The sequence below is a fragment of the Kitasatospora purpeofusca genome (genome assembly GCF_042691725.1).
Classification (GTDB): domain Bacteria; phylum Actinomycetota; class Actinomycetes; order Streptomycetales; family Streptomycetaceae; genus Kitasatospora; species Kitasatospora purpeofusca_B.
Genome location: NZ_CP170483.1, coordinates 1,385,035 through 1,406,125, shown reverse-complemented (window position 1 = coordinate 1,406,125; position 21,091 = coordinate 1,385,035). Strand labels below are relative to the sequence as shown.

16 protein-coding genes are annotated in these 21,091 nt (G+C 74.4%); 2 read left to right on the top strand and 14 right to left on the bottom strand.

Translation table 11 applies throughout. The annotated features are described in order from the left end of the window. Positions 1-3 precede the first annotated feature (3 nt). The 14 genes from ACFCLZ_RS05415 to ACFCLZ_RS05350 all read right to left on the bottom strand — a co-directional run bounded on the left by ACFCLZ_RS05415 (position 4) and on the right by ACFCLZ_RS05350 (position 18,129). Positions 4-513, bottom strand: coding sequence for a phage baseplate assembly protein V (locus ACFCLZ_RS05415; RefSeq protein ID WP_380283528.1), 510 nt, complete (start codon positions 511-513; stop codon positions 4-6). A gap of 18 nt (positions 514-531) precedes the next feature. Beyond that, complete coding sequence (locus ACFCLZ_RS05410; protein ID WP_380286084.1) at positions 532-1,626, bottom strand: hypothetical protein; 1,095 nt, start codon at positions 1,624-1,626, stop codon at positions 532-534. A gap of 55 nt (positions 1,627-1,681) precedes the next feature. Further along, positions 1,682-2,035, bottom strand: coding sequence for a hypothetical protein (locus ACFCLZ_RS05405; RefSeq protein WP_380283527.1), 354 nt, complete (start codon positions 2,033-2,035; stop codon positions 1,682-1,684). Continuing rightward, complete coding sequence (locus ACFCLZ_RS05400; RefSeq protein WP_380283526.1) at positions 2,032-2,679, bottom strand: hypothetical protein; 648 nt, start codon at positions 2,677-2,679, stop codon at positions 2,032-2,034. Before ACFCLZ_RS05400 ends, ACFCLZ_RS05405 begins: the two co-directional genes overlap by 4 nt. After that, positions 2,676-3,272, bottom strand: coding sequence for a hypothetical protein (locus ACFCLZ_RS05395; RefSeq protein WP_380283525.1), 597 nt, complete (start codon positions 3,270-3,272; stop codon positions 2,676-2,678). Before ACFCLZ_RS05395 ends, ACFCLZ_RS05400 begins: the two co-directional genes overlap by 4 nt. A 1,302-nt stretch (positions 3,273-4,574) precedes the next feature. Further along, complete coding sequence (locus ACFCLZ_RS05390) at positions 4,575-9,506, bottom strand: DUF4157 domain-containing protein (RefSeq protein WP_380283524.1); 4,932 nt, start codon at positions 9,504-9,506, stop codon at positions 4,575-4,577. Then, positions 9,503-9,844, bottom strand: coding sequence for a hypothetical protein (locus tag ACFCLZ_RS05385; protein ID WP_380283523.1), 342 nt, complete (start codon positions 9,842-9,844; stop codon positions 9,503-9,505). Before ACFCLZ_RS05385 ends, ACFCLZ_RS05390 begins: the two co-directional genes overlap by 4 nt. Further along, entirely contained in the window at positions 9,835-11,829 is a 1,995-nt protein-coding gene (locus tag ACFCLZ_RS05380) for an ATP-binding protein (protein ID WP_380283521.1), read from the bottom strand. Before ACFCLZ_RS05380 ends, ACFCLZ_RS05385 begins: the two co-directional genes overlap by 10 nt. A gap of 21 nt (positions 11,830-11,850) precedes the next feature. Beyond that, complete coding sequence (locus tag ACFCLZ_RS05375) at positions 11,851-13,119, bottom strand: DUF4255 domain-containing protein (protein WP_380283520.1); 1,269 nt, start codon at positions 13,117-13,119, stop codon at positions 11,851-11,853. A gap of 16 nt (positions 13,120-13,135) precedes the next feature. After that, positions 13,136-13,267, bottom strand: coding sequence for a hypothetical protein (locus tag ACFCLZ_RS05370; RefSeq protein ID WP_380283519.1), 132 nt, complete (start codon positions 13,265-13,267; stop codon positions 13,136-13,138). Positions 13,268-13,837: 570 nt separating this feature from the next. Then, on the bottom strand, positions 13,838-14,569 hold the full coding sequence (locus tag ACFCLZ_RS05365) for a hypothetical protein (RefSeq protein ID WP_380283517.1): 732 nt from the start codon (positions 14,567-14,569) through the stop codon (positions 13,838-13,840). A gap of 13 nt (positions 14,570-14,582) precedes the next feature. After that, positions 14,583-15,107: a phage tail protein gene (locus tag ACFCLZ_RS05360; protein WP_380283516.1), complete on the bottom strand. Its 525-nt coding sequence runs from the start codon at positions 15,105-15,107 to the stop codon at positions 14,583-14,585. A gap of 7 nt (positions 15,108-15,114) precedes the next feature. After that, on the bottom strand, positions 15,115-16,962 hold the full coding sequence (locus ACFCLZ_RS05355; RefSeq protein ID WP_380283515.1) for a phage tail sheath family protein: 1,848 nt from the start codon (positions 16,960-16,962) through the stop codon (positions 15,115-15,117). Positions 16,963-17,169: 207 nt separating this feature from the next. Continuing rightward, positions 17,170-18,129 carry an acyl-ACP desaturase gene (locus tag ACFCLZ_RS05350; protein WP_380283514.1) on the bottom strand — a complete coding sequence of 320 codons (960 nt, stop codon included), beginning with the start codon at positions 18,127-18,129 and terminating at the stop codon, positions 17,170-17,172. A 277-nt stretch (positions 18,130-18,406) separates the two neighbouring features. Here ACFCLZ_RS05350 and hcp point away from each other — a divergent pair, with 277 nt between their 5' ends. Continuing rightward, positions 18,407-20,077, top strand: a complete 1,671-nt coding sequence (gene hcp, locus ACFCLZ_RS05345) for a hydroxylamine reductase (RefSeq protein WP_380283513.1) — start codon at positions 18,407-18,409, stop codon at positions 20,075-20,077. Continuing rightward, on the top strand, positions 20,074-21,090 hold the full coding sequence (locus tag ACFCLZ_RS05340) for a 2Fe-2S iron-sulfur cluster-binding protein (RefSeq protein WP_380283512.1): 1,017 nt from the start codon (positions 20,074-20,076) through the stop codon (positions 21,088-21,090). The genes hcp and ACFCLZ_RS05340 overlap by 4 nt, the downstream gene beginning before the upstream one ends. The last annotated feature ends 1 nt before the right edge of the window (position 21,091 follow it).

Sequence of the window (21,091 nt, the reverse complement as noted above, 5' to 3'; positions counted from 1 at the left end):
CCGTCAGGTCACGCTCAGGGCGTCCTGGTTGATGGAAACGGTGGCGCCGACGAGCGAGATCGAGGCGCCCTGGCCGTTGCTGATGCGGATGCCCGAGTCGTTGATCACGATCGAGGCCCCGCCCGGTGTGCGGAGGGTGATCCCCGTGGTCGGATCGTCGGACAGCACGATCACCCGCCGCCCGGAGGTCTGCAGCACCGTGTTCGGCGCGCCCGGCGGGCCGGTCGTCGCCTCCACCGGGACCTCCGTGGCGGAGCCGTACCAGCAGCCCGTCCAGACCGGGTAGCTCTGGTCGCCCTGCTCGAACTCCAGCCACACGCCCGCCCCGACCGGCGGGACGGCGTAGTGCCCCATGCCCGGACCGGCCACCGGGAAGCACGGCATCGCCCAGCCCGACACCGCCTCGCCCAGCACGTCGGGCACCTGGGCCTGGATGCGGCCGATCCCGAGCGGGTCGGCGTTGTTCACCACCGTCGCCCGGAACTTGCCGAGGTAGCGGGTCGGTTCGGCCATGCCGGCCACACCTCCTGGTCAGGGGACGACGGTCGGTCGGAGGGCGATCAGGCCCTCGCGGGTCAGCGTGAAGTTCTGGGTGTACGAGCCGCGCCCGAGGTTGTGGGTGACGCTCTTGACGAAGTACAGGCCGTCGTAGGTGAGCCCGGCGCCGCGGACGCCGACCAGCTCGCGCGGCCGCAGCACCCGGCCGTACCGGACGACGTCGAGCCGGCCGGAGCCCGAGACGGCGTCCGCCGACTGCATCGCCTGGGCGATGATCTCGGCCACGGCCTGGGTGGTGTCCTTCTTGGCGGTGTCGGCGACGACCTTCTTCTTCAGCGCCGGTGCGGGCCGCAGCGCCAGCGGCGGGCGCAGGACGGCGACCTCCGGCACCGGCAGGACGGAGGACACCTTGGTCGCCGGGAGCTGGATGCGGGCCTCCGGCTCCTCGCGGGCGGTCCCGTCGAAGGCGAAGGTGAGCTGGTCGACGTTGGACAGCGCGTCCATGTTGACGTTCAGCGCGTGCTGCGGGACGCCGAGCCGGTTCTCCGGCCCCCAGTAGGCGCGGCTCGTCCCGGGGAGCGGGCCGGGGTCGAGGTAGAACACGTAGCCGTTGGCCTTCGCCAGCTCGGTGACGTAGCCGAGGTCGGTGCCCTTCTGGAAGTCGATCCGCCGGATGGGCATCGGTGTCTGCGGCACCAGCTCGGGGATGACCAGCGGCACGATGCCGTACTGGCCGTACAGGCTGATGATCGCGGCGACCCGGGCCGCCGGGGACATCGCGGGGAACGGCACACCGGCCCGCTCCTCCAGGTCCATCAGCACCGTGAGGTCCTCGCCGGTGACGGTGAGCGTGGACTGGCCGGGCTGGTTGCTGATGCCGACCTCCTGGCGGATGATCACACCGTCCATCAGCACGGTCGGGGTGCCCGTGACGGTCGCCACCAGCACGACCCTGATCTTCGGGTCGAAGAAGCCGCCCGGCAGCAGCGCGGTGTTGATCAAGCCCTGCTTCGACAGGTCGAAGGCGAGCTGGAACCCGCTGCGCTGCCCGGACGCCACCGTGACCTGCGCCGACAGCAGGGCGTCGGTCACCGGCTGCGGCACCGGCACCGGGATCTGCGGACCCATCAGCAGGCTGAGGCGGATCGAACCGACCGGGCCGCCCCCGGTGACGGCCGAGGCGTCAGGCACGGCCCACCCCCGGCACCGCGCCGGGCAGCGCGACGGTGATCCGCCGGCCCGGCGTCGCGGTCAGCTCCCGCGGATCGAGCACCGGGTTGGCGTCGGCGATCCGCCACCACTGGTCGGCGCTGCCGAGGTAGCGCTGGGCGAGCAGATCGGGGCGGTCGCCGGCGCCGACGGTGTGCTCGGCGAGCGGGGTCAGGCCGTCCGGACCCGGCAGCAGCCGCCGCCTCAGGTACGGCACCTGCCGCCCGTCCGGCTCGGTGTGCACCGCGACCGGGACGCCGTAATACCGGCTGGTCAGCGGGTACGGCGAGGGCGCGGGCAGCGCGTCGAACGGGTTGTCGGCGGTCATTGGAGTCCTCCTCCCAGGCCGAGCGCGCTCAGCCGGCCGTCGGCCGCGGCGCCGACCAGCCGCTCCTTCTGCGCCAGGTGGGCGAGGTAGAGCTCGGCCCCGCGGTGGCCGGTCGGCAGATCGCTGACGGTCAGCACGCGCAGGCCGATTGCGACGGTGGCCCTGATCGGGTTCAGGTCGATGTCGAACGCCTCCTCGGTGATGGTGAGTTCGGTCAGCCGCACCGGCAGGATCCGCTTGCCGCCCCAGGTGAACAGGGTGAGCGGGGCCTCGATCGGCGTGATCTCCAGGGTGCCGAGCGCGGCGAGCGCCTGGTTGGCCCGCAGCCGCGCACCGGCCGGCTGCACCAGCAGCTCCAGCGTGGCCAGCTGCGGATGGACGCCGTTCGGGGCCGGCACGTCGAGCTGGTCGGTCGCGTCCAGCTCCGCGGTGAACTTCCACGTCTCCACGGCCGGCCCCTTGAGCCGCAGTGCCTCCGTGCGGTCCCCGCTCCCGTCCGCCCCCGCCGTCTGCGGGGCCAGCGACCGCTCCAGACTGTCCGGGTTGAACTGCAGCACGACGATCCGCTGCGGCGTGCCGCGCTGCGGATCGACGATGACCAGCCCGGACCGCACGGGTCTGGGGGCGTCCGTGTAGCCCGTCATGACGCATCACCCTCCGATGCGAAGGCCGTCGCGATGCTCGCGGCGCGCGAGCGAAGCCACTCCTCCGGGTCGTGCAACGCGATCTCCCTGATCCGGGGGAGGAACTGCGGATAGCCGGTGTACGTCGCGGCCCAGAGGCCGGCGAGTCGGACCTGGGCCTCGCTGTCGGTGTACGTCCCGCTGATCCTGTGGAACACCTCCTTGTCGAACTCCGCAGCCGCGGCGAGCCCGATGCGCAGGATGTTCCTGACCCGTTCGCGGGGTTCGTCGGCCTCGTCGAGCCGCTCGAACAGTTCCGGAAGGGTCCACGGCCGCAGGTGATCGAGTACCGGACCCACGAACGGTTCCACGGCGGGCCGGCTCGGTCCGGCGAGGACGGTGTATCCGATGCCCGACATGGCGTCCACGACGTAGTGCAGCGAGACGTCGTCCGTGCCCAGCCAGATCACCTGCCCGTCCACGCCCTCGTCCTTGTCGCGGGCGATCTCCCGAACGAGCTCCCAGCCGAGGCCGCGGGCAAGGTCGTCGGCCTGCTCGGCGCCCACTCCGGGCCGCAGGACATGTCGATCGGACTGGTATTCGTACTCGGTCACGCTTGTCATCCTTCGTGCGGCGGGCGGAACGCGGCCGGCTCTATTTCCGGTTCTCGGCGATGTACATTTCCTTCACCATGGCGCCGATCTTGGCGAAGAGAGCCTGCTTCACCCTCTCATCCGTCGGATCGACGCTTTCCAGCCCGAACTCCTTGACAATGGCGGGAATCTTCTCCTCGATTCCGAAGTCCTTGATCCATGCGGCCACGGACCTGACATGGCGGTCCGCAAGCTTGTCGGCGTTCTTCAGGGGGCGCAGTTCCCGGTTGTACCTGTTCCTCGACTCCCTGTTGAATTCGTCCACCTCCGCCTTGCCGACCCCGGGATCTGCGCGCAGCTGCTTCAACTTCTCGAGGTCGGCGGCACGCTCCTGCTTGATCCGGTCGCGCTCGCTCTCGATGGACCGGGCGCCGGCCAGATCGTCGGTCAGCCACTCCCCGCCCTTCTCGGAGCCGGAGAAGGCGGCAGGGAGGGATTCGAAGACGCCCTTCAGCACGCGGGGCCGGTTCTTTCCCTCCTTCTCATTGACGAGGCGTTGCACCAGGAGGGCGTTCGTCACCATGGCCTGCGGATCGCGCTCGACCTCCTGCCCGGCCAGCAGCCAGGCGGTCTTGAGCATGTCGGTCCGGTCCTTCTTCGGGATCCCGGACAGCTGCGGCCTTCCACGGAAGAAGTTGTCCATGAAGGTGACGTAGGCGTCCCATTGGCCGTTCTTCGTCAGCTCGTCGGCTATACCGGGCTTCTTCACCCCCTTCGTCGTCTTGGTCAGATAGATGTGACTCAGCTGCTCCTCGGACAGGAACCCTTCGCCGACGACCACCTTGTTGGGAGCCTTGTCGCCGGTCTGAGTGCGTCGGAGCGATGCGATCTCCCCCTGCTCGTCGGGGAAGTCCAGAACGTCCTGCTCCTTTTTCTGCAGCGGATTGAGCGCCCGCGTCTTCCTGGTGATCGCGGGCGCCGGGACGGGTTCCCGCACGGTGTGCCGGGGGACGCTGCCCGGCTCCTTCTGCGTGACGTCGACATTCCCGCTCGCCTTCACGATCCCCGGATCGTTCTCGATCTCGATGGCGAGTCGGTGGAGGAATTCCAGGACCTCGCGGCGCGAAATCGTCACGTCCTGTCCCTTGAGGACCAGATCCTCCGGATTGATCAGCGCAACGATCCCGAAGTGCTCCGCGCCGCGGACCGCCAGGTCCGTGAGCCGGTACCACAGGCGCATGCCGGCCAGCGCCGCACGGAGCGCCGGGCGTGGAACACCGCGCGCCAGCATCCGTTGGACTCGCGGCCGGATGCGGGCGACGATCAGGTCGAGGCGCTGCCGCTTGGCCGCCGGCGAGTTCTCGTGGGCGCGGCGTTCGGCGCGCTGCTGTTGGCGCTTGCGGTGCCAGGTGCGCAGGCGGTCGCGTTGCTTGCGGTAGGCGTCGCGGATCCGGTGGGCGCCGTTGGTGAGGGCGCGGCCCAACTTGCTGTCGAGGAGCGTGCGGCCGAGGGTGCGGGCAGCGGCCCGGACGCGGTCGAGGGCGGCCTTGACGGTCCGGCGGGAGGCGTTGAGGGCGCGGCCGACGGGGGAGGCGGGGCTTCGGGGGCGGTGGGCTTCGGGCGGGTGACCTCGCGGCGCGGGCGGCCGGGGGTCGCGGCCGGGCGGTGGGCGGTGGGGCGCTCCGCGGGGCGGACGGTGGGCCGGGCGGGCCCGGTGCGCGCGGGGCGGGGGCGGCCGGGGGAGGGGCGGCGGCGCAGCGACCGGGTGGCCCGGCGCAGGCTCGCCCGGGCCTTGTTGACGGCGTTCCCGGCCGCCTTGCGGGCGCCCTTGCCGGCCCTGGCCAGGCCCTTGAGGATCCGCTGGGCGATCCCCTTGAGCCTGGTGCCGACCGCCTTGCCGGCTCCCTTGAGCTTGTCGAGCAGGAAGTTGGAGATGAAGTCCAGCAGCGCGACCACGCCCGCCGCGACCGCGTCGGCGAACAGGCACGCGGCCGATCCGGACTTGACCGCCTTGAGGAAGGCGACGAACCTCCCGATCGCGGCGACGATCCTGCTGATGGTGTTCCACGCCGCGACCAGGCCCTGGATGATCGCCATGATCGCGCCCGCCGCCGGCACGATCAGTGACACCAGCTTCTCGACGACGATCGAGATGATCATCCCGGGCAGCGCGGCGACGATCGACTGCCAGGCCATCCGGCCGATCTGGGCCATCGAGATGCAGCCCTTGACCAGGACGTTGACGAGGGTGGAGGTCAGGCCGACGACCGACTCCACCTTCTCGTTGAACCACGTCCGCACCGCGCTCCTGACCGCGCCCCACAGGTAGTGCTGGATGCCGTCGACCGCGGCGCTGCCGAGCTTCTTCAGCCATCCGCCCGGGTCGGGGGCGATGTCGCCGATCAGGGCCGCGAACTCGCCGAAGACCGCGATCGCCTTCTGCACGAAGTCGATCGCGTCCATGACCGTCTTGCGGACCGCCTCGATCGCGGCCTTCAGCCCCGCCTCCAGCGCGTCCAGCAGCGCGTTCAGCCCGGCCGCGAGCGCGTCGAGCAGCTTGTTGACGGCGTTCTTGAGCCTGTCCGCCCACGCGTTGACCTTGGCGACGGCCTTGTCGCGCCACTCCTCGATCTTCCGGCGGAACCTGTCCCGCAGTTCGGGGAAGGCCGCCAGCAGGACGTCGCAGATCCTGATCAGCGCGTCCGCGAGCTTGTCGATCAGGTCGACGGCGAACTTCCGAGCCTGGTCGATCGCCCAGTTCGCGAACTTTCGGAAGCCGTCGATGATGTCGTTGATCAGGCCGCGGAAGTAGTCGAAGACCTTGGAGACCGCCTCGACCAGCGCGTCGAAGGCCGCCTTGACCTTGGACTTGACCCAGCCCCACCAGCCCTCGGACTCCTCCTTCTTGCGGTCCTTCTCCTTCTGCGCCTTCTCCTCGGCCTCCTTCCGCTTGTCCTGGATCTTCCGGTCGTCCTGCTGCTGACGGTCCTGGACGTCCTTGTCGGTCTCGGTGCGCTTCCTGCCGATCCGGCCGCTCTTGTCCTGGTGCTCCGCGTCGGCGTCCCGGTCCGCGCCGGAGACCTTCCGGTCCTGTTCGGCGCGCCACTGCTCGCGCTCGGCCGTGACCTTCTCCGCGGCCTCGCCCCGCTCGTCGGCCTGGGCCTGGGCGCTGTCGGCCACCGCCCGGTCGATCTCGGCCTGGTTCTGCCGGCGGCCCTCGGCCTCGCCCTGCTTCTGTCGGGCCTGTTCGGAGCCCAGCCGGCTCTGGCCCTGGCCGACCGCGGCCTGGATCTGCGGGCCGCGCTCCTGCTGGGTCACGACGCCGATGCCGGGCTTGGCGGCGGCCGCCCCGCGGGCACCGGCGCCCCCGTGCTTGCGGCCGCCACCCGGGACGGAGGCGGTGAGGGTCTCCTGCGGCACGTCCGGGTAGATCCGGTCCTCGCCCATCGGCTTGGCGGCGTCCTCCCGGCCGACGCCGAGGATCCTGGCGGAGCCGTCCTTGAGCTTCGCCGCCTGCTGGTCGGTGCGCGCCGGGTCGCTCTCGCCGGTCAGCTCGACCTTCGGCGCGGCGCCGACGGTGGTGTTCAGCGCGGGGTCGGTCGAGGGCACCCCGTCGACCGCGACCTGGGCCTGCTGCACCTCCTGCGCCGAGACCTGGTTGCCCGGGTCGTCGGCGACGTGCGGCGGGGCGACCCGGTCGCCGGGGTTGCGGCCCGTGACCTGCTTGTCCTCGGCCTTCCGCTGCCCGCCGTCCGCGCCCTGCGGACCGACCCGCTCCAGCCGCTCCGTCACCGCCTCGGCGGGTGGCGCGGCCTCGGGCGGGCCGGACTGGGTGTGCGGGGATCCGGACGGGCGCCGGACGGCCGGCGGGGTCGCCTGCAGCCGGGCGTGCTGTTCGTCGACCGTACGGTCCACCGAACCGTCCACGCCGTCCAGCGTGGTGGCCATCCGATCGGGCGGCAGGCTCGCGGCGGTGGCGAGCGCACCCTGCGGGTCCTGGCCGGAGACATCGGGCGGGGCCGGCTGCTCCTCCTGCTTCGCCGGGGCGCCGCCCGCGCCGCCCCCTGCGGCACAGCCGCCACCGGCACCGTCGGGCTCCGCCTCGGTGGTGGGCTGCTGCGGCCCCGCGCAGGCGCCGCCGCCGGACTCCAGGGAGGCGTCCGGGGCGGGCTGGGCGGCGAGTCCGCCGGGTGCGCCGGGTGCGTCGGCCTGCTCGGCCGCCGGGCCGGGGGCGGCCCCGGGGGATGCCGCTTCGGGCCCGGCGCCGTCCGGGACGGGGGCGGGCCCACCCGGGCCGTCCCCGCCGACCGGCCCCGACGCGGCGGGGGCGGCGGTGCGCTCCGGGCCGCTCGGCTCGGGTGAAGCGGCTGGTTCGGCGGCGGGTTCGGGGGCCGGTTCGGCCTCGCGGGTCTCCTCGGCGGGGGCTGCGGGCTGCTGCGGTTCCGGTGAGGCGGGTTCGGCGGCGGCCGGGGCCGGGGCGGCCGGGTTCGAGGTGGCCGGGTTCGAGGTGGGGTCGGGGCCGACCTCCTGCTCGATCGGCTGCTGCGGCTGGAGGTCGCGGTCGCTGCGGTCCTCGGCCTCGGCGGCGGGGGCCGGCTCGGGGGCGGCCGGCGGTGCCGCCCCGGGCTGCGCCTGCTCGGGCGCCCCCGCCGGCTCCGCCTCCTCCTCCGGCCGGCTCTCCCGCTCGGCCTGCACCTGGTCGGCCTTGGTCGCGGGCGGCTCGGGGAACTCCGGCGCCTCGGCGATCCCGGTGGGAGTGCCGTCCGCCGACAGTGCGATCCGATCGGCCGTCGGGACGGCCGACAGATCGAGGTCGGACGAGGGCAGGAAGTCCCCGGGCGTGAGCTCCGGCCCGGAGTCGGCCGTCGGCGACGGCCGGTCCTGGTCCTTGCCCGGTCCGTCGTGGACCTCGGAGTCCGCGCCGGGCTCCAGGCCCAACGGCCTTTCCTCGTCCCGGGTTTCGCGCTGCTGCTGGTCGCCCGTCAGCAGGCCGTGCCGGGCCAGCGGGCTGTCCTCGGCCCGCGCGATCGCGTCCAGCCGCTCGGGCTGGACGGGCACGGGCTGCGGGGGCGCTCCGGCGGCGGGCTCCCGTGGCGTCGTCCCGGGCGAGGGCCGGGCCGCGGCGTCCGGCTGCCCGGCTTCGGGCGTGCCGGTGACGGGGGCGGCCACCGGCGGGGCGGCCTCCTCGGCCGGGGCGGGCGCCTGCGGTACGGCCTGCGGGGCGGCCTGCGGCGCCGTCTCCGGTGTCTCGGTGGGGGCCTCGGCGCGGGCCTCGGAGGGGGCCTCCGGGACGGCCGCGGGCTCCGCAGGAGGTGCCGGTGGTGCGCCCTGCTGCTGGTCCTCCTGCCTCGGGTGTCCCTCGTCACCCGCCGGGCCGTCCGGCCGGTCGGCCTCCTGGACCGGCTGCCGGGTCTGCCCGGGCCCCTGGTCGGCGGCCTGCTCGGCGGTGGGCTCGGCGGCCTCGGCGACCGGCCCGGGCGTTTGCGCGCCGTCCACGTCGGCCGGGCGGTGCTCGGCGGCCTCGACCAGCTCCAGCACCCGGGTGTAGTCCGAGGAGGGCATCCGGTGCGCCAGTCGCGCGAGCACGGAGGCCTGCAACTCGGGTGCGAATCGCGCGAGTTGCAGGCGAACCCGGCCGGAGGAGTCGGTCGGGTCGCCGCGCAGCGAGCGCAGGATTCCTGCCGCCAGCCGGTCCACCAGGGTGGCCGGATCGAGCCGTTCGGTGCGGAACCGGTCGGCGTCGGCGGTCGCGTAGCGGAGCCAGCCCGGGGTGGCACCCGGCGTCGCCGCCGTCGGCCCCTCGCCGCGCGCGCCGTGCTCCGCCTCCCGTTCGATCGCGTCCTGCGGCAGGCTGACCGCGCCCAGGTCGCGGCCGGCCCGCAGCGCGCCGAGCGGGTGCGGGGCCTGGACGGTGTGCAGCAGCTCGTGGGTGAGCAGCCGTCGGCCGTCCTCGGCGGCCGGCCGGTACTGGCCCTCGCCGAAGAAGAGGTCCGGGCCGACGGCGACGGCGTCCGCGCCGATCAGCTCGGTCAGCGCGGCGGAGTCCCGGTCGGTGTGCACCCGGATCCGGCCGAGGTCGTGCCCGAGCCGCGCCTCCAACTCCCGGCGCAGGCCCGGGTCGAGCGGCTGCCCGGCGCCGGAGACGATCTCCCTCGGCTCGGGCGTCCGGGCCTTCGGCGTGCGCGTCCTGCGCCGGGCCGCGCCCTGTTCGGGGCCCTTCGACGCGGCGGTGGCGGTGGTGGCGGGTCGACTCATGTCCGCCCCCGCCCCGGCGACCGGCCGCCGCCGGACAGCCCGGTGTGCACGGCGCGGGCGAGCGCCTCGCCGAGCCGCCGCGGGGAGGTGCCCGCCGGCAGCGGCGGCAGCCCGGAGAGCAGGTCCAGCACGCGGTCGCCGCCGGCCGCGAGCGGGACGCCGTGCGCCTCGACCAGGCGGGCCAGTTCGCCGCGGAACGCCACCGTCACCCGGTCCCGGTCGATTCCCGCGAAGCCGTCGAGGACCAGCTCGCCGATCTCGACCTCGATCCGTCCGCCGCTCCCGCCCTCGGCCCCACGCCCGGCCCCGGGTTCGGGCCGCTCCTCGGTCAGATCCATCCGCCGACCTCCGAGGGCGTGAGCGAGCGCTCCAGCTTCAGGTACTCGGTGCGCGCGGCGGCCAGCAGGTGCCGCATCTGCAGGGGGCAGTCCTCGTCGGCGGCCTGGAAGGCGGCCGACAGCGCGATGTTGCGGATGGAGCCGCCGGTCACGGTGAGCTGGGCGAGCCGCTCCGGATCGAGGCCCCGGCGGGGGGTCCGTTCGGGGATGACCCGCCGCCAGATCTCGGCGCGCTCCGGCACCCCGGGGAACGGGAAGTCGACCACGAACCTGATCCGCCGCATGAACGCCGGGTCCAGCGCCTTCTTCATGTTGGTGGTGAGCACGGCCAGGCCCCGGTAGGCCTCCATCCGCATCAGCAGGTAGCTGACCTCCAGGTTGGCGTAGCGGTCATGGCTGTCCCTGACCTCGCTGCGCTTGCCGAACAGCGCGTCGGCCTCGTCGAACAGCAGCAGCGCGCCGCCGCGTTCGGCCGCGTCGAAGACCCGCCGGAGGTTCTTCTCGGTCTCGCCGATGTACTTGCTGACGACCTGGGAGAGGTCGATGACGAACAGGTCCACGCCGAGCTGCCCGGCGACGACCTCGGCCGCCAGCGTCTTCCCGGTGCCCGACCCGCCGGCGAACAGCGCGGTGACGCCGAGGCCGCGGCGCAGCACCGCCTCGAAACCCCACTCCTGGTAGACCGTGCCGCGCCGGCGGACGTGGGCGACGATCTCGCGCAGCGTCGCGCGCTGGCGCTCCTCCAGCACCAGGTCCTCCCAGCCGGCCCGCGGTTCGACCCGCCGGCCCAGCTCGTCCAGGGACATCCGGGCCTCCAGCAGCCCGGCGTGCCACGCCAGCGGGCCGAGGTCGCGGCCGTCCCCGGCCGCCCGCCGGGCGGTCGCCGCGGCCGAGCGGATCACATGGCCCGGCAGCGAGAACTGGGCGGCGAGCGCGCGGAGTCCGCCCTCGGTGATGCCCGGCGCGCCGTCCAGCGCGGCGGTCCAGATCGCCAGCTGCTCCTCGGGGCCGAGCGGGGGCACGGTCAGCCGGGCGCGGTCCGGGGCCCCGGCGGGCGGGGGATCGTCGCCGGAGACGACCAGCGGGACCGCCAGGCTCGCGAGGAAGGACTCCGTGCCGTTCGGGGCCGCCGGGCGCTCGCGGCCCGGCTCCCCGCCCTCCACCAGCAGGGCGGCCGGGATCAGGATCGCCTCCCGCTGCCACAGCCGGGCGAGTTGCTCGCGCTCGGCGGGCTCGGTGGGCAGGTCCTCGCGGTGCGCGGCGTAGAGGCCGAGCCCGGCGCGGTGGGCCGCCGCCGCGGCGATCTCCCAGCGGGTGCGGCGGTCGGCGCCGGTCAGTTCGGCGTGCGGCGGGCCGGTGAGGGCGGCCGCGGTCCAGCCCCGGGCCAGCTCGGCCGCGCACCGCTCGTGCGGGTCGGGCAGCTCGCCGGGCGGCCCGACCCGGGTGAGCAGGCCGTGCAGCCGCACGTCCAGGTACGGCACGCCGACCAGGAAGTGCAGCACCCGCTCGTCGATCCGCAGCCGGGAGGTGGTGAGCGCCGTCTCGTCGTCCAGCTCGACCAGCCGGTACCGGCGCAGCGGGGCCACCGGGGTGAGCGCGCTCCAGTGCGGCCGGTCCAGGGCGGCGAGGGCGAGCGAGAAGGTCGGGTAGCCGCGTCCGGGGTCGCCGCCCGCCGCGGCGCACCGGGCGGCGGCGGTGGGGTCGATCGCGGGGGCGGCGGCCAGCAGGAGGACGCCGCGCTCGAACGGGGTGAGCCCGAAGGAGGCGGTGAGGGCGTCCAGGGCCGTGGCGGGTCCGCCGGACGGCGGCGCGGGCGGGCCGGACGGGGGCGCGCTGGACGGCGGCGGGTCGGACGGGGGCGGGCCGGTGCGGCCGGCCGCGTGGGCGTCGACCCGTGCGAGCACGGCGGCGACCGCGGCCGACAGCGCCTGCCGGTGCGGCTCGTCCGCCGGGCCGCCGCCGCTCTGCCCTCGGCGCGTGCTCATCGCTCTCCCCCCGTCCTGCGGTCAGTGCGTCAGGTCCACGACGGGACCGGTGAGGGACCCGTCGTCGGACACCGTCAACGGGCTCGGCACGCCGTCCACCTGGACCCGGGCCAGGTACGCCGTCGGGCGGACACCGGTGACCGGCACCCGGACCGCGAACGGGTCGGTGCGCGGCCGCGCCGGCGCGGGTGCGCGGAACCGGTGGCTCGCCGCGGGCCGCCCGGTAGGCGGGTGCCGCTCGTCCAGCAGCAGCAGGACCTCCTGGTCGTCCCGGAGCGGCAGGTCCAGCCGGACGTCCAGCCGGGCCGAGACCCCGGCCGGTCCGTCGGTGCGCTCCGCCGTGCGGATCGGCGCGACGATCCGGGGCTGCCGGGCGAAGGTCTGCGCGTTGGACTCCAGGGCGAGGTGGTCGGCGGCGGGCCGGCCGTCCAGCGCCAGCCCGTGCAGTACCTGCAGCCGGTACCGGCCGGGCGGCAGGTCCTCCGGCACGGCGACCACCAGGCGGTCGTCCCGGACGCCGCCCGGGTCGACCGCCACCCGCCGCTCGCCCAGCCGGACCACCACCAGGTCCGCGCGCAGGCCGGAGCCGTCCACCACCAGCTCCCGGTCCTTGGCCACCGGCCCCTCCTCGGGGGCGCCCGGGGACCCCGTGGGCCGGGAGCGCACCCGCTCGACGACCGGCCCGCGCGACGGCAGGGCCCGCACGGTGCGGCGCAGCACGGGCTTGCCGGCCACCGGGTCGGCCCGGCCCTCCACGAGGACGGCGGTGGCCTGGTAGACGACGGACAGCGCGTACGGGGTCTGGAACAGCGTGGTCCACAGCTTGGACAGCTCGTCGACGTCCATCGGCGTGGGCGTGAAGCGCACCCGCTGCGGCGAGGCGGCCAGGTCGCTGCCCGCCAGGTACGGCCGGTCGGCCGCCTCCTCGATCAACTGCCGGGACAGCACCGGCTGTTCGGTCAGCGCCCGGACCACGCAGCCGAGCAGCCGCTGGCCGACCAGCTGGGACTCCTCGCCGTAGCAGCTGATCAGGTAGTGCAGGTCGAGGGCGGCGGTCGGCCGGGCCAGCAGGGTGCCGTCCTCGGTGCGGGTGGGGGCGTCGAGGTTGCGCAGCGAGGCGTTGGGCGTCACCTGGTAGAGGAAGACGGTGATGGTCGGGTCGGCCGGCGGCTCGGTCGGCGGCTTGCGGGTGCCGACCTCGACCGCGAACGGGATGTCGGGTGAGAGCGCGCGGGTGAGGAGCAGCCGTAGCGCCTCGCTCACGGTCGCGATCGCGAGGTGGTTGCTCATGGGCCCGCCCGCCTGGTCATGAGGGGTCCCGGGTGAGGTAGCTGCCCAGGTCGACGGCGGGGGCCGGGCGGGCCGCCGCCGGCCTGCGCGGGACGGCGGGGCCGGGCTCGGCGGCCTTGACCTCGACCCGCCCGATCTGGACGCGCACCACCCGCTCGACCGGTCGCTGCCGGCGGCGGGCCCCGGTCCCGGGAGCCTGGCCCGGGGCGGCCGCGGCGACCGCCCGCCGTCCGGACGCCGGCGCGAGGGCGGGGCGTGCCGCCCCGGGCGGCGCGCCGGCCGGGGCTCGGGTACGGGCCTGCGGGCAGGTGCGGTGACGGCCAGTGCGGTGGCGGGAAGCGCGGCGCCGGGCGACGGGGCTGCCGGGCGGGCGGCGGCCACCCGTGCCACCGGCCCGGCGGAGGGCGCGGCGGCGGGGGCGATCGGCGGTGCGACCAGCAGCGGTGGGCGCGGCGGCGGAAGGACGGGTGCGGTGACCGGCCGGTCGTCGCCGGCCGTCGCCCGGGGCGCTCCGGGACGCGGCGCCGGATCCGCCGCCGCCCGGGGGAGCGGCGGGGGGACGGGCCGCGGTGCTTCCCGCGCCTCCCCGACGGCCGCCGGCGCCGGTCCGGGCGTCGTGGCCCGTTCGAAGGGTCCCGGCAGGCGCGGGCGCACCCGTGCCCCGGCCGCGGGACCGGTCCGGTCCGGGTCGCCCTTGGCGACCAACCGGTCGAAGTGGTCAGGCATCGGCACACAGCTCCAGGTAGTAGCGGCGCCGCAGCGGGCTGAGCGCCAGGATCTCCGGCTCGCTCCAGCCGTAGGCGGTGGCGAGGAGGTGGACGTCGAGCAGGGTGGTCCGGGCCCAGTCGTCCAGCTCCTCCCAGAGGTAGGAGGCGATGTCCAGCTCGGCGAGGGTCGGCCGGCCACACGCGGGGCAGCTGAGGTTCAGCCGGACGTCCGCGCAGGGGTCGGCCGCGGCGGCGGCCTCGGCCATGCGCCGCTGGACCGGTTCGGGGAGCTGCCGGGCGGCCACCGGCTCCCCGGCGTGCTCGGCGCTCAGCACGCACCGCTCCAGCAGAACGGCCCTGGCCCGGTCCGCCGGGGCCTGTTCGGCGGCGGCGAGGTCGCCGGGGGTGGCCGGCCGGAAGGCGACCCGCCAGCCGTCCAGTTCCACCCGCAGCGGTCCGGTCGCCGGTGGTGCGGCGCCGATCAGCTGCCCCGCGTCGAAGGCGACCTCCAGCTCCTCCGGGCAGTCGGGGCAGCCGATCCGCAGGGTGAGCCGTTCGCCGAACAGCTCGGTGCGCAGGCCGAACAGTGCGGCGTCCCGCTCGCCGAGCGGCACGGCCAGCAGCTCCGCCGTCCCGGCGCCGGGACGGGCGACGGTGTGCAGCAGCAGCGCCCGCCCGGTGCGGCCGGCCGTCAGTCCGGCCTCCCAGGTGGCCAGCAGGGCGGCCTGCCCGGCGCGTTCCACGGTCCGCCGCCGTTCAGGCCGGCTGCTGGAACGACGGCTCTTCCGGTTCGGGAGTCTCCTCGTCCCGCTCCCAGCCCTCCACCTCCAGCTTGAGGCTCTGGATCGCCACCGCGTTGGCGTTGGCGTCCAGTTCGCCGAGCACCTGGTACTCGCTCGGCCAGGCGCGGTACAGCTTGTGGGCGACCGCCACCTGACCGGCCTCGTTGAGCACCTGGATCACCAGGTCCTTGCGGAAGTCCCGCAGTGAGACCTCCGCCCCGCGGCCCGCGCCGACCGTCCAGACCTTGTTGGCCCAGCGGTCGAACTCCGGGTCGTGGGTGACGCCGCGCTCCAGGGTGACCGCCTCGAAGTCGGTGCGGCCCGGCGATTTCCGCGGCGCGCTCGCGTCGCCCCCGCTGCGGTGCTTCACCACCTCGGTGGTGCGCTTGAGCGGGCTGACCTTGCTGATTCCGGCGACCACCCGGCCGTCCCAGACGACCAGGAATTTGAAGTTCTTGTACGGATCGAACCGGTGCGGATTGACGGTGAACTCGACCATGGAGATCCTAAACCTCGAACTGTCCGGCGAGCTGCTCGATCTTGACGATCACGAATTCCGCGGGCTTCAGCGGCGCGAATCCGACCACGACGTTCACCACGCCGCGATTGATGTCGTCCTGGGTGGTGGTGTCCCGGTCGCATTTGACGAAATAGGCCGAGCGGGCGGCCGTGCCCTGGAAGGCACCCTGCTGGAACAGCGAGTGCAGGAACGCGCCCACGTTCAGCCGGATCTGCGCCCACAGCCGCTCGTCGTTGGGCTCGAACACGACCCACTTGGTGCCGCGGTAGAGGCTCTCCTCCAGCATCAGCGCGAGCCGCCGCACCGGGACGTACTTCCACTGCGAGGCGAGCGCGTCGGCGCCGGCCATGGTCCGGGCGCCCCAGGCGACCGGGCCCACCACCGGGAAGGTCCGCAGGCAGTTCACCGCGAGCGGGTTCAACAGGCCGTTCTCCCGGTCCGTCAGCGGGACGGTCAGCGCGCGCACCCCGGGCAGGCCGGCCTCGGTGCCCGCGGGCGCCTTCCAGACGCCCCGCTGGGCGTCGGTGCGCGCCATCACGCCGGCGATGGTGCCCGAGGGCGGGAAGCTGCGCAGCCGGCCGGTGAGCGGGTCGACCAGCTCCAGGTGCGGGAAGTACAGCGCCGCGTGGTCGCTGCGCACCGAGTCGAAGGCGGACAGGCCCGCCCGGGCGGCGTCCAGCGTCGTCCACGCCTGCGGCGAGTCGACGATCAGGAACATCCGCTTCTCCGCGCAGAGCGCCTGGGCGGCCGAGACGACGGTGACGGCGTCGTCGAGATCGGGGTAGCCGGCCAGTTCCGGCAGCACCAGCAGGTTGATGTCCTGCACGTCGCGCAGCGCCTGGATGCCGGTCTTGGCCGCTTCGCTGCCGATCAGGTCGGTCAGGCCGGGGGCCGCGCCGTCCTGGCCGCCGGCGAGCGCGAGGACCGGCGGGCTGACCGAGCCCTCCAGTCCGAGGTTGTTGGCGGCCTCGCCGAGGAAGCGCACCACGTCGGCCGGGTCGGTGGAGCCGGCGACGACCTGGAGCTGCCGGCCGAACACGCTCACCCTGGTGCCCGCGAAGGCCCGCCGGCCGGGGGCGTCGGGCAGCGCGCGCAGCTTGCGCTCCAGCAGCAGGGCGAGTTCGGCGACGGTGGTCGGTGCGGCGCCGTCCACGGCCGGGTCGTGGATCCTCAGGGTCCGCGCGGCGTCGCCGATCTTGACCTGGATCTCGTGGGTGAGGTCCGGCAGCGTGGCCGCGAACGGTTTGGAGACGGTGCCCACCGGGTCCGGCCGGCTCTCCGTCAGGACCTTCACCCGGACGACCGCCGAGCCGTCGTTCACCACCGTCTCGGCGAACCGGGGGTCGGCGGCCCGGACCGACAGGTCCGCGAAGGACTCCTGGACGGCGCCCGAGGTGTCGAGCACCTGGAGGTTGAACGTCGCGGCCGGGGTCGGCGTCCGGTAGTCCACGGCGACCCGCAGCGCCGCGCCCCAGACGCCCGGTTCGACGGCCGTGACCTGCAGCGCGGGGGTGGCGGTGGAGGTCTGCGTGGAGGTGAGGGTGACGCCCGCGGCGGCGCCGGTGCCGGCCGCCGCGACCCGGACCACGACCCCGATCGAGCCCCCGTTGAGGAAGAACTGCTGGACGGCGTAGCTGACCGGGCTCCCGCTCGCGAGCCCGCCGAAGCGGCGTTCGAAGTCCGCGAAACTGGTGACCGTGACGGGCTGGTCGAGCGGGCCGCGCCGGGTGGCCCCGACGAAGGCGGTCACCGAGGTGCTCACCGCGGTGATGGTACGGACGCCACTGGGGAGTTCTTCGATGTAGACGCCGGGGTAGGTCGGTGTCGTCGGCAATTCCGCCTCCGTTCACTTCGTGCGTCGGGAGACCCGGAGAATGGACGGGCCGTGAGTTCCCGATGCGTTGACGGCAGGCTCAGTTTGGTATTCGGGGTGATTGTTCGTCAAGGCCCTTTTTTGGAAGGGGAATTGTATTACTGTGCTAATTATTATCGGGGCTTCGGAGCCGGAGACTCCGAAACCCCGTCCGCGCCGGAGTGCTGCTCAGCCGTCGGCCCGGGCGGCGCGGCGGGCCAGGATCGCGGCCCGGCGCTCGTCGAACCGGCCGGCCTGGTCGGCGAGTTCGGCGAGGTGCGCGCCCAGCTCCTGCTGCGCCCTGAGCCCGTCGGGGCCGAGCCCGCCGAGGTCCATGATCCTGAGGTGGCGCAGGACCGGCTGGAGGACGTCGTCGTGGTGGACGCGCAGGTTGTAGACGCCGCCGAGGGCGATCCGGGCGGCGGCGCGCTCGAAGCCGGGCATGCCGTGCCCGGGCATCCGGAAGCCGGTCACGACCTCGTTGACCGCCTGCATGGCCTGGTCGGGGGCGAGTTCGAGGGCGGCCTTGAGCAGGTTGCGGTAGAAGATCATGTGGAGGTTCTCGTCGTTGGCGACCTGGGCCAGCATCCGGTCGCAGACGGGATCCCCGGACTCGCGGCCGGTGTTGCGGTGCGAGATGCGGGTGGCCAGCTCCTGGAAGGCGACGTAGGCGACCGTGTGGAGCGGGGAGTGCCGGTTGTCGGAGACGAAGCCGCTGCTCATGTGCGTCATCCGGGCCCGCTCCAGCTCCGCCGGGTCCACCGCGCGCGAGGCGACCAGGTAGTCGCGCAGCACGATGGAGTGCCGGGCCTCCTCGGCGGTCCACTGGTGCACCCAGGTGCCCCAGGCGCCGTCGCGGCCGAACAGGGTGGCGATCTCGTGGTGGTAGCTGGGCAGGTTGTCCTCGGTGAGCAGGTTCACCACCAGCGACACCCGGCCCACCTCGGTGAGCGGGGACTGCTCGACCGACCACGCCTCACCGCCGAGCGGCCCGTCGAAGTCCCGCCCCCGGCTCCAGGGCACGTACTCGTGCGGCATCCACTCCTTGAAGACGCGCAGATGGCGGTCGAGTTCGCGCGCGACGACCTCCTCCAGGTCGTGCAGCAGGCGGGCATCGGTCAACGACGGGCGGGTGGGGGTGGCGCTCACGGGCTCCAGCTTCCGGGACGGGCGGCAGAACCTACGGCTTCGTAGGTTACGTAACCGTAGGTTGGCCGCCCGGCCGCTGTCTGGGGTCCTTGGACCCCATTCGGTCCCGGCCCCGGACCGTTCGCCGTTCGGCCCTGCCGGGGAGGGACGCACGGCCCCGCCGCAGGGCCGTCGGGCCCTGGACGGGCACCGGCCGCCCGGGCCCATCCTGGGAACCGGCGGCCCGGCCCTCCCACGGCGCGGACCGTACGACACCCACGAGTCCTGGAGGACCCGCATGTTCTGCTACCAGTGCGAACAGACCGACCGCACCGGCGCCACCCCCGGCTGCGCCGGACTGCTCGGCAACTGCGGCAAGGACGCCGCCACTTCGGACCTCCAGGACCTGCTGATCCACGCCGTCGAGGGCGTCGCCCAGTACGCCTCGAAGGCGCGGGCCCTGGGCGCGCCGGACGACGAGGCGGCCGCGTTCGTCCTGTACGCGGTCTTCACCACGCTGACCAACGTCAACTTCAACCCCACCCGCTTCGACGCCCTGATCCGGGAGGCCGTCGCCGTCCGCGACCGGGTGAAGGACGGCTACGAGCGGGCCGCCCGGGCCGCCGGACGCGAGCCGCAGACCCTCACCGGGCCGGCCGCCTGGACGCCCGCCCCGGACGCCGCCGGACTGGCGGGCCAGGCCTCGGACGCCCGGGTCGACCTCGGACTCCCGCTGGTGGGGCCGGACGTGGTCGCACTGCGCTCGCTCCACCTCTACGCCCTCAAGGGCATCTGCGCCTACGCCCACCACGCCGACGTGCTCGGCCGCAACAGCGCCGAGGTGTTCGGCGGCGTGGAGGACGCCCTGGCCCACCTCGCCGGTCAGCCGGCCGACGCCGCCGACCTGCTGGAACGCGCCGTCGGACTCGGCCGGCTGAACCTCGCCGCGATCGAACTGCTCGACGCCGCCAACACCGGCACCTACGGCGCCCAGCAGCCCACCGCCGTGCGCACCACGCCGGTCGCCGGCAAGGCGATCCTGGTCAGCGGCCACGACCTGCGGGACCTCGCGGCCCTGCTGGAGCAGACCAAGGACCAGGGCGTCAACGTCTACACCCACGGCGAGATGCTGCCCGCCCACGCCTATCCGCTGCTCAAGGCGTACCCGCACCTGGCCGGCAACTACGGCGGCGCCTGGCAGGACCAGCAGCGCGAGTTCGCCGCCTTCCCCGGCCCGATCCTGATGACCTCCAACTGCATCATCGAACCCCACGTCAGCTACCGCCGCCGGATCTTCACCGCCGGCCCGGTCGGCTGGCCCGGCGTCCGGCACCTCACCGACCACCGGTTCGCGCCGGTGATCCAGGCCGCCAAGGCGCTGCCCGGCTTCCCGCAGACCGCGGCGGACGAGGAGTCCATCACCGTCGGCTTCGGCCGCGACGCCGTCCTCGCGGTCGCCGACCAGGTGGTCGACGCGGTGCGGCAGGGCGCCATCCGGCACTTCTTCCTGGTCGGCGGCTGCGACGGCCCCACCCCGGGCCGCGACTACTACACCGAGTTCGCGCTCGGGGCGCCCCGCGACAGCGTGGTGCTCACCCTCGGCTGCGCCAAGTACCGCTTCAACCGGCACGAGTTCGGCGAGATCGGCGGCATCCCGCGGCTGCTGGACCTCGGCCAGTGCAACGACACCTACTCCGCCATCAGGATCGCCACCGCGCTCGCCGACGCCTTCGGGTGCGGCGTCGACGACCTGCCGCTCACCCTCGCGCTGTCCTGGACCGAGCAGAAGGCCGTCGCGGTGCTGCTCACCCTGCTGGCGCTCGGCATCCGCGACATCCACCTCGGCCCCTCGCTGCCCGGCTTCCTCACCCCCGCCCTGGTCGACGGCCTGGTCGAGCGGTTCGGCCTGCGGGTGATCGGCGACCCGGCCGCCGACGTGGCCGCCGCACTGGAACGGGCCGCGTCGTGACCGAGGTCGTCCTCACCACCGGCGACGGCGGGCGCCTGGAGTTCCCCTGCGCCCCCGGGCAGAGCGTGCTGGACGCCGCGGCGGCGGCCGGCGCGGCCCTCCCGGCCTCCTGCCGCCAGGGCACCTGCGGCTCCTGCCACGCCTCCGTCACCGACGGCCCGTACGACCTCGGTCCGCACAGCGCGCAGGCGCTGCCACCGGAGGAGCGCGCCCGTGGCGCGGTGCTGCTCTGCCGCACCTACCCGTGCGGCCCGCTGTCCGCCGCCCTGCCGTACGAGCGGTCCCGGATCCTGTACGGCGGCATCCCGGTCCGCGAGGCCGCCGTCGTCGCCGTGGAGCCGGTCGCGCGGGACACCGTACGCCTGGAGCTGCGCGCCGACGACCTCGACTGCCAGTTCGACGCCGGACAGTTCATGGAGCTCCAGCTGCCCGGCACCGAGGTGAAACGCGCCTACTCCCTGGCCAACACCGGCAACTGGGAGGGCCGCCTGGAGTTCTTCGTCAAGCTGCGGGAGGGCGGGGCCTTCTCCTCCTACCTCGCCCACCGGGCCCGCCCGGGCGACCGGCTGACCGTGCACGGGCCGCAGGGCGCCTTCGGCCTGCACGAGACCGGCCTGCGGCCGCGCTGGTTCGTGGCCGGCGGCACCGGCCTGGCCCCGCTGCTCGCGATGGTCCGCCGGATGGCCGAGTGGCAGGAGGCGCAGCCGGCCCGGCTGTTCCTCGGCGTCAACGAGCCGCAGGACGTCTTCGGCCTGCGCGAACTGGAGGCGGTGGCCGCGGACCTGCCGGGCTTCCGGTACGAGGTCTGCGCCTGGAAGCCCGGGCCGCAATGGTCCGGCCCGACCGGCCTCCCGTCCGAGCTGCTCGCCGCCGCCCTGGCCGAACTCCCGGGCGCCGCACCGGACCTGTACGTCTGCGGCCCGCCCCCGCTGGTCGACTCCGTCCTGCAGGCGGCCTCGGCGGCCGGGGTGCCGCCGGACCAGGTCCACCGGGAGCGCTTCCTGGCGACCTGAG

Excerpts from the sequence above, each read along its gene's own strand:
- ACFCLZ_RS05400 (WP_380283526.1), bottom strand. The coding sequence starts at position 2,679 with ATGACGGGCTACACGGACGCCCCCAGACCCGTGCGGTCCGGGCTGGTC.
- ACFCLZ_RS05380 (WP_380283521.1), bottom strand. The coding sequence starts at position 11,829 with ATGAGCACGCGCCGAGGGCAGAGCGGCGGCGGCCCGGCGGACGAGCCG.
- ACFCLZ_RS05360 (WP_380283516.1), bottom strand. The coding sequence starts at position 15,107 with ATGGTCGAGTTCACCGTCAATCCGCACCGGTTCGATCCGTACAAGAAC.
- ACFCLZ_RS05390 (WP_380283524.1), bottom strand. The coding sequence starts at position 9,506 with ATGAGTCGACCCGCCACCACCGCCACCGCCGCGTCGAAGGGCCCCGAA.
- ACFCLZ_RS05375 (WP_380283520.1), bottom strand. The coding sequence starts at position 13,119 with ATGAGCAACCACCTCGCGATCGCGACCGTGAGCGAGGCGCTACGGCTG.
- ACFCLZ_RS05405 (WP_380283527.1), bottom strand. The coding sequence starts at position 2,035 with ATGACCGCCGACAACCCGTTCGACGCGCTGCCCGCGCCCTCGCCGTAC.
- hcp (WP_380283513.1), top strand. The coding sequence starts at position 18,407 with ATGTTCTGCTACCAGTGCGAACAGACCGACCGCACCGGCGCCACCCCC.
- ACFCLZ_RS05415 (WP_380283528.1), bottom strand. The coding sequence starts at position 513 with ATGGCCGAACCGACCCGCTACCTCGGCAAGTTCCGGGCGACGGTGGTG.
- ACFCLZ_RS05385 (WP_380283523.1), bottom strand. The coding sequence starts at position 9,844 with ATGGATCTGACCGAGGAGCGGCCCGAACCCGGGGCCGGGCGTGGGGCC.
- ACFCLZ_RS05410 (WP_380286084.1), bottom strand. The coding sequence starts at position 1,626 with ATGGGTCCGCAGATCCCGGTGCCGGTGCCGCAGCCGGTGACCGACGCC.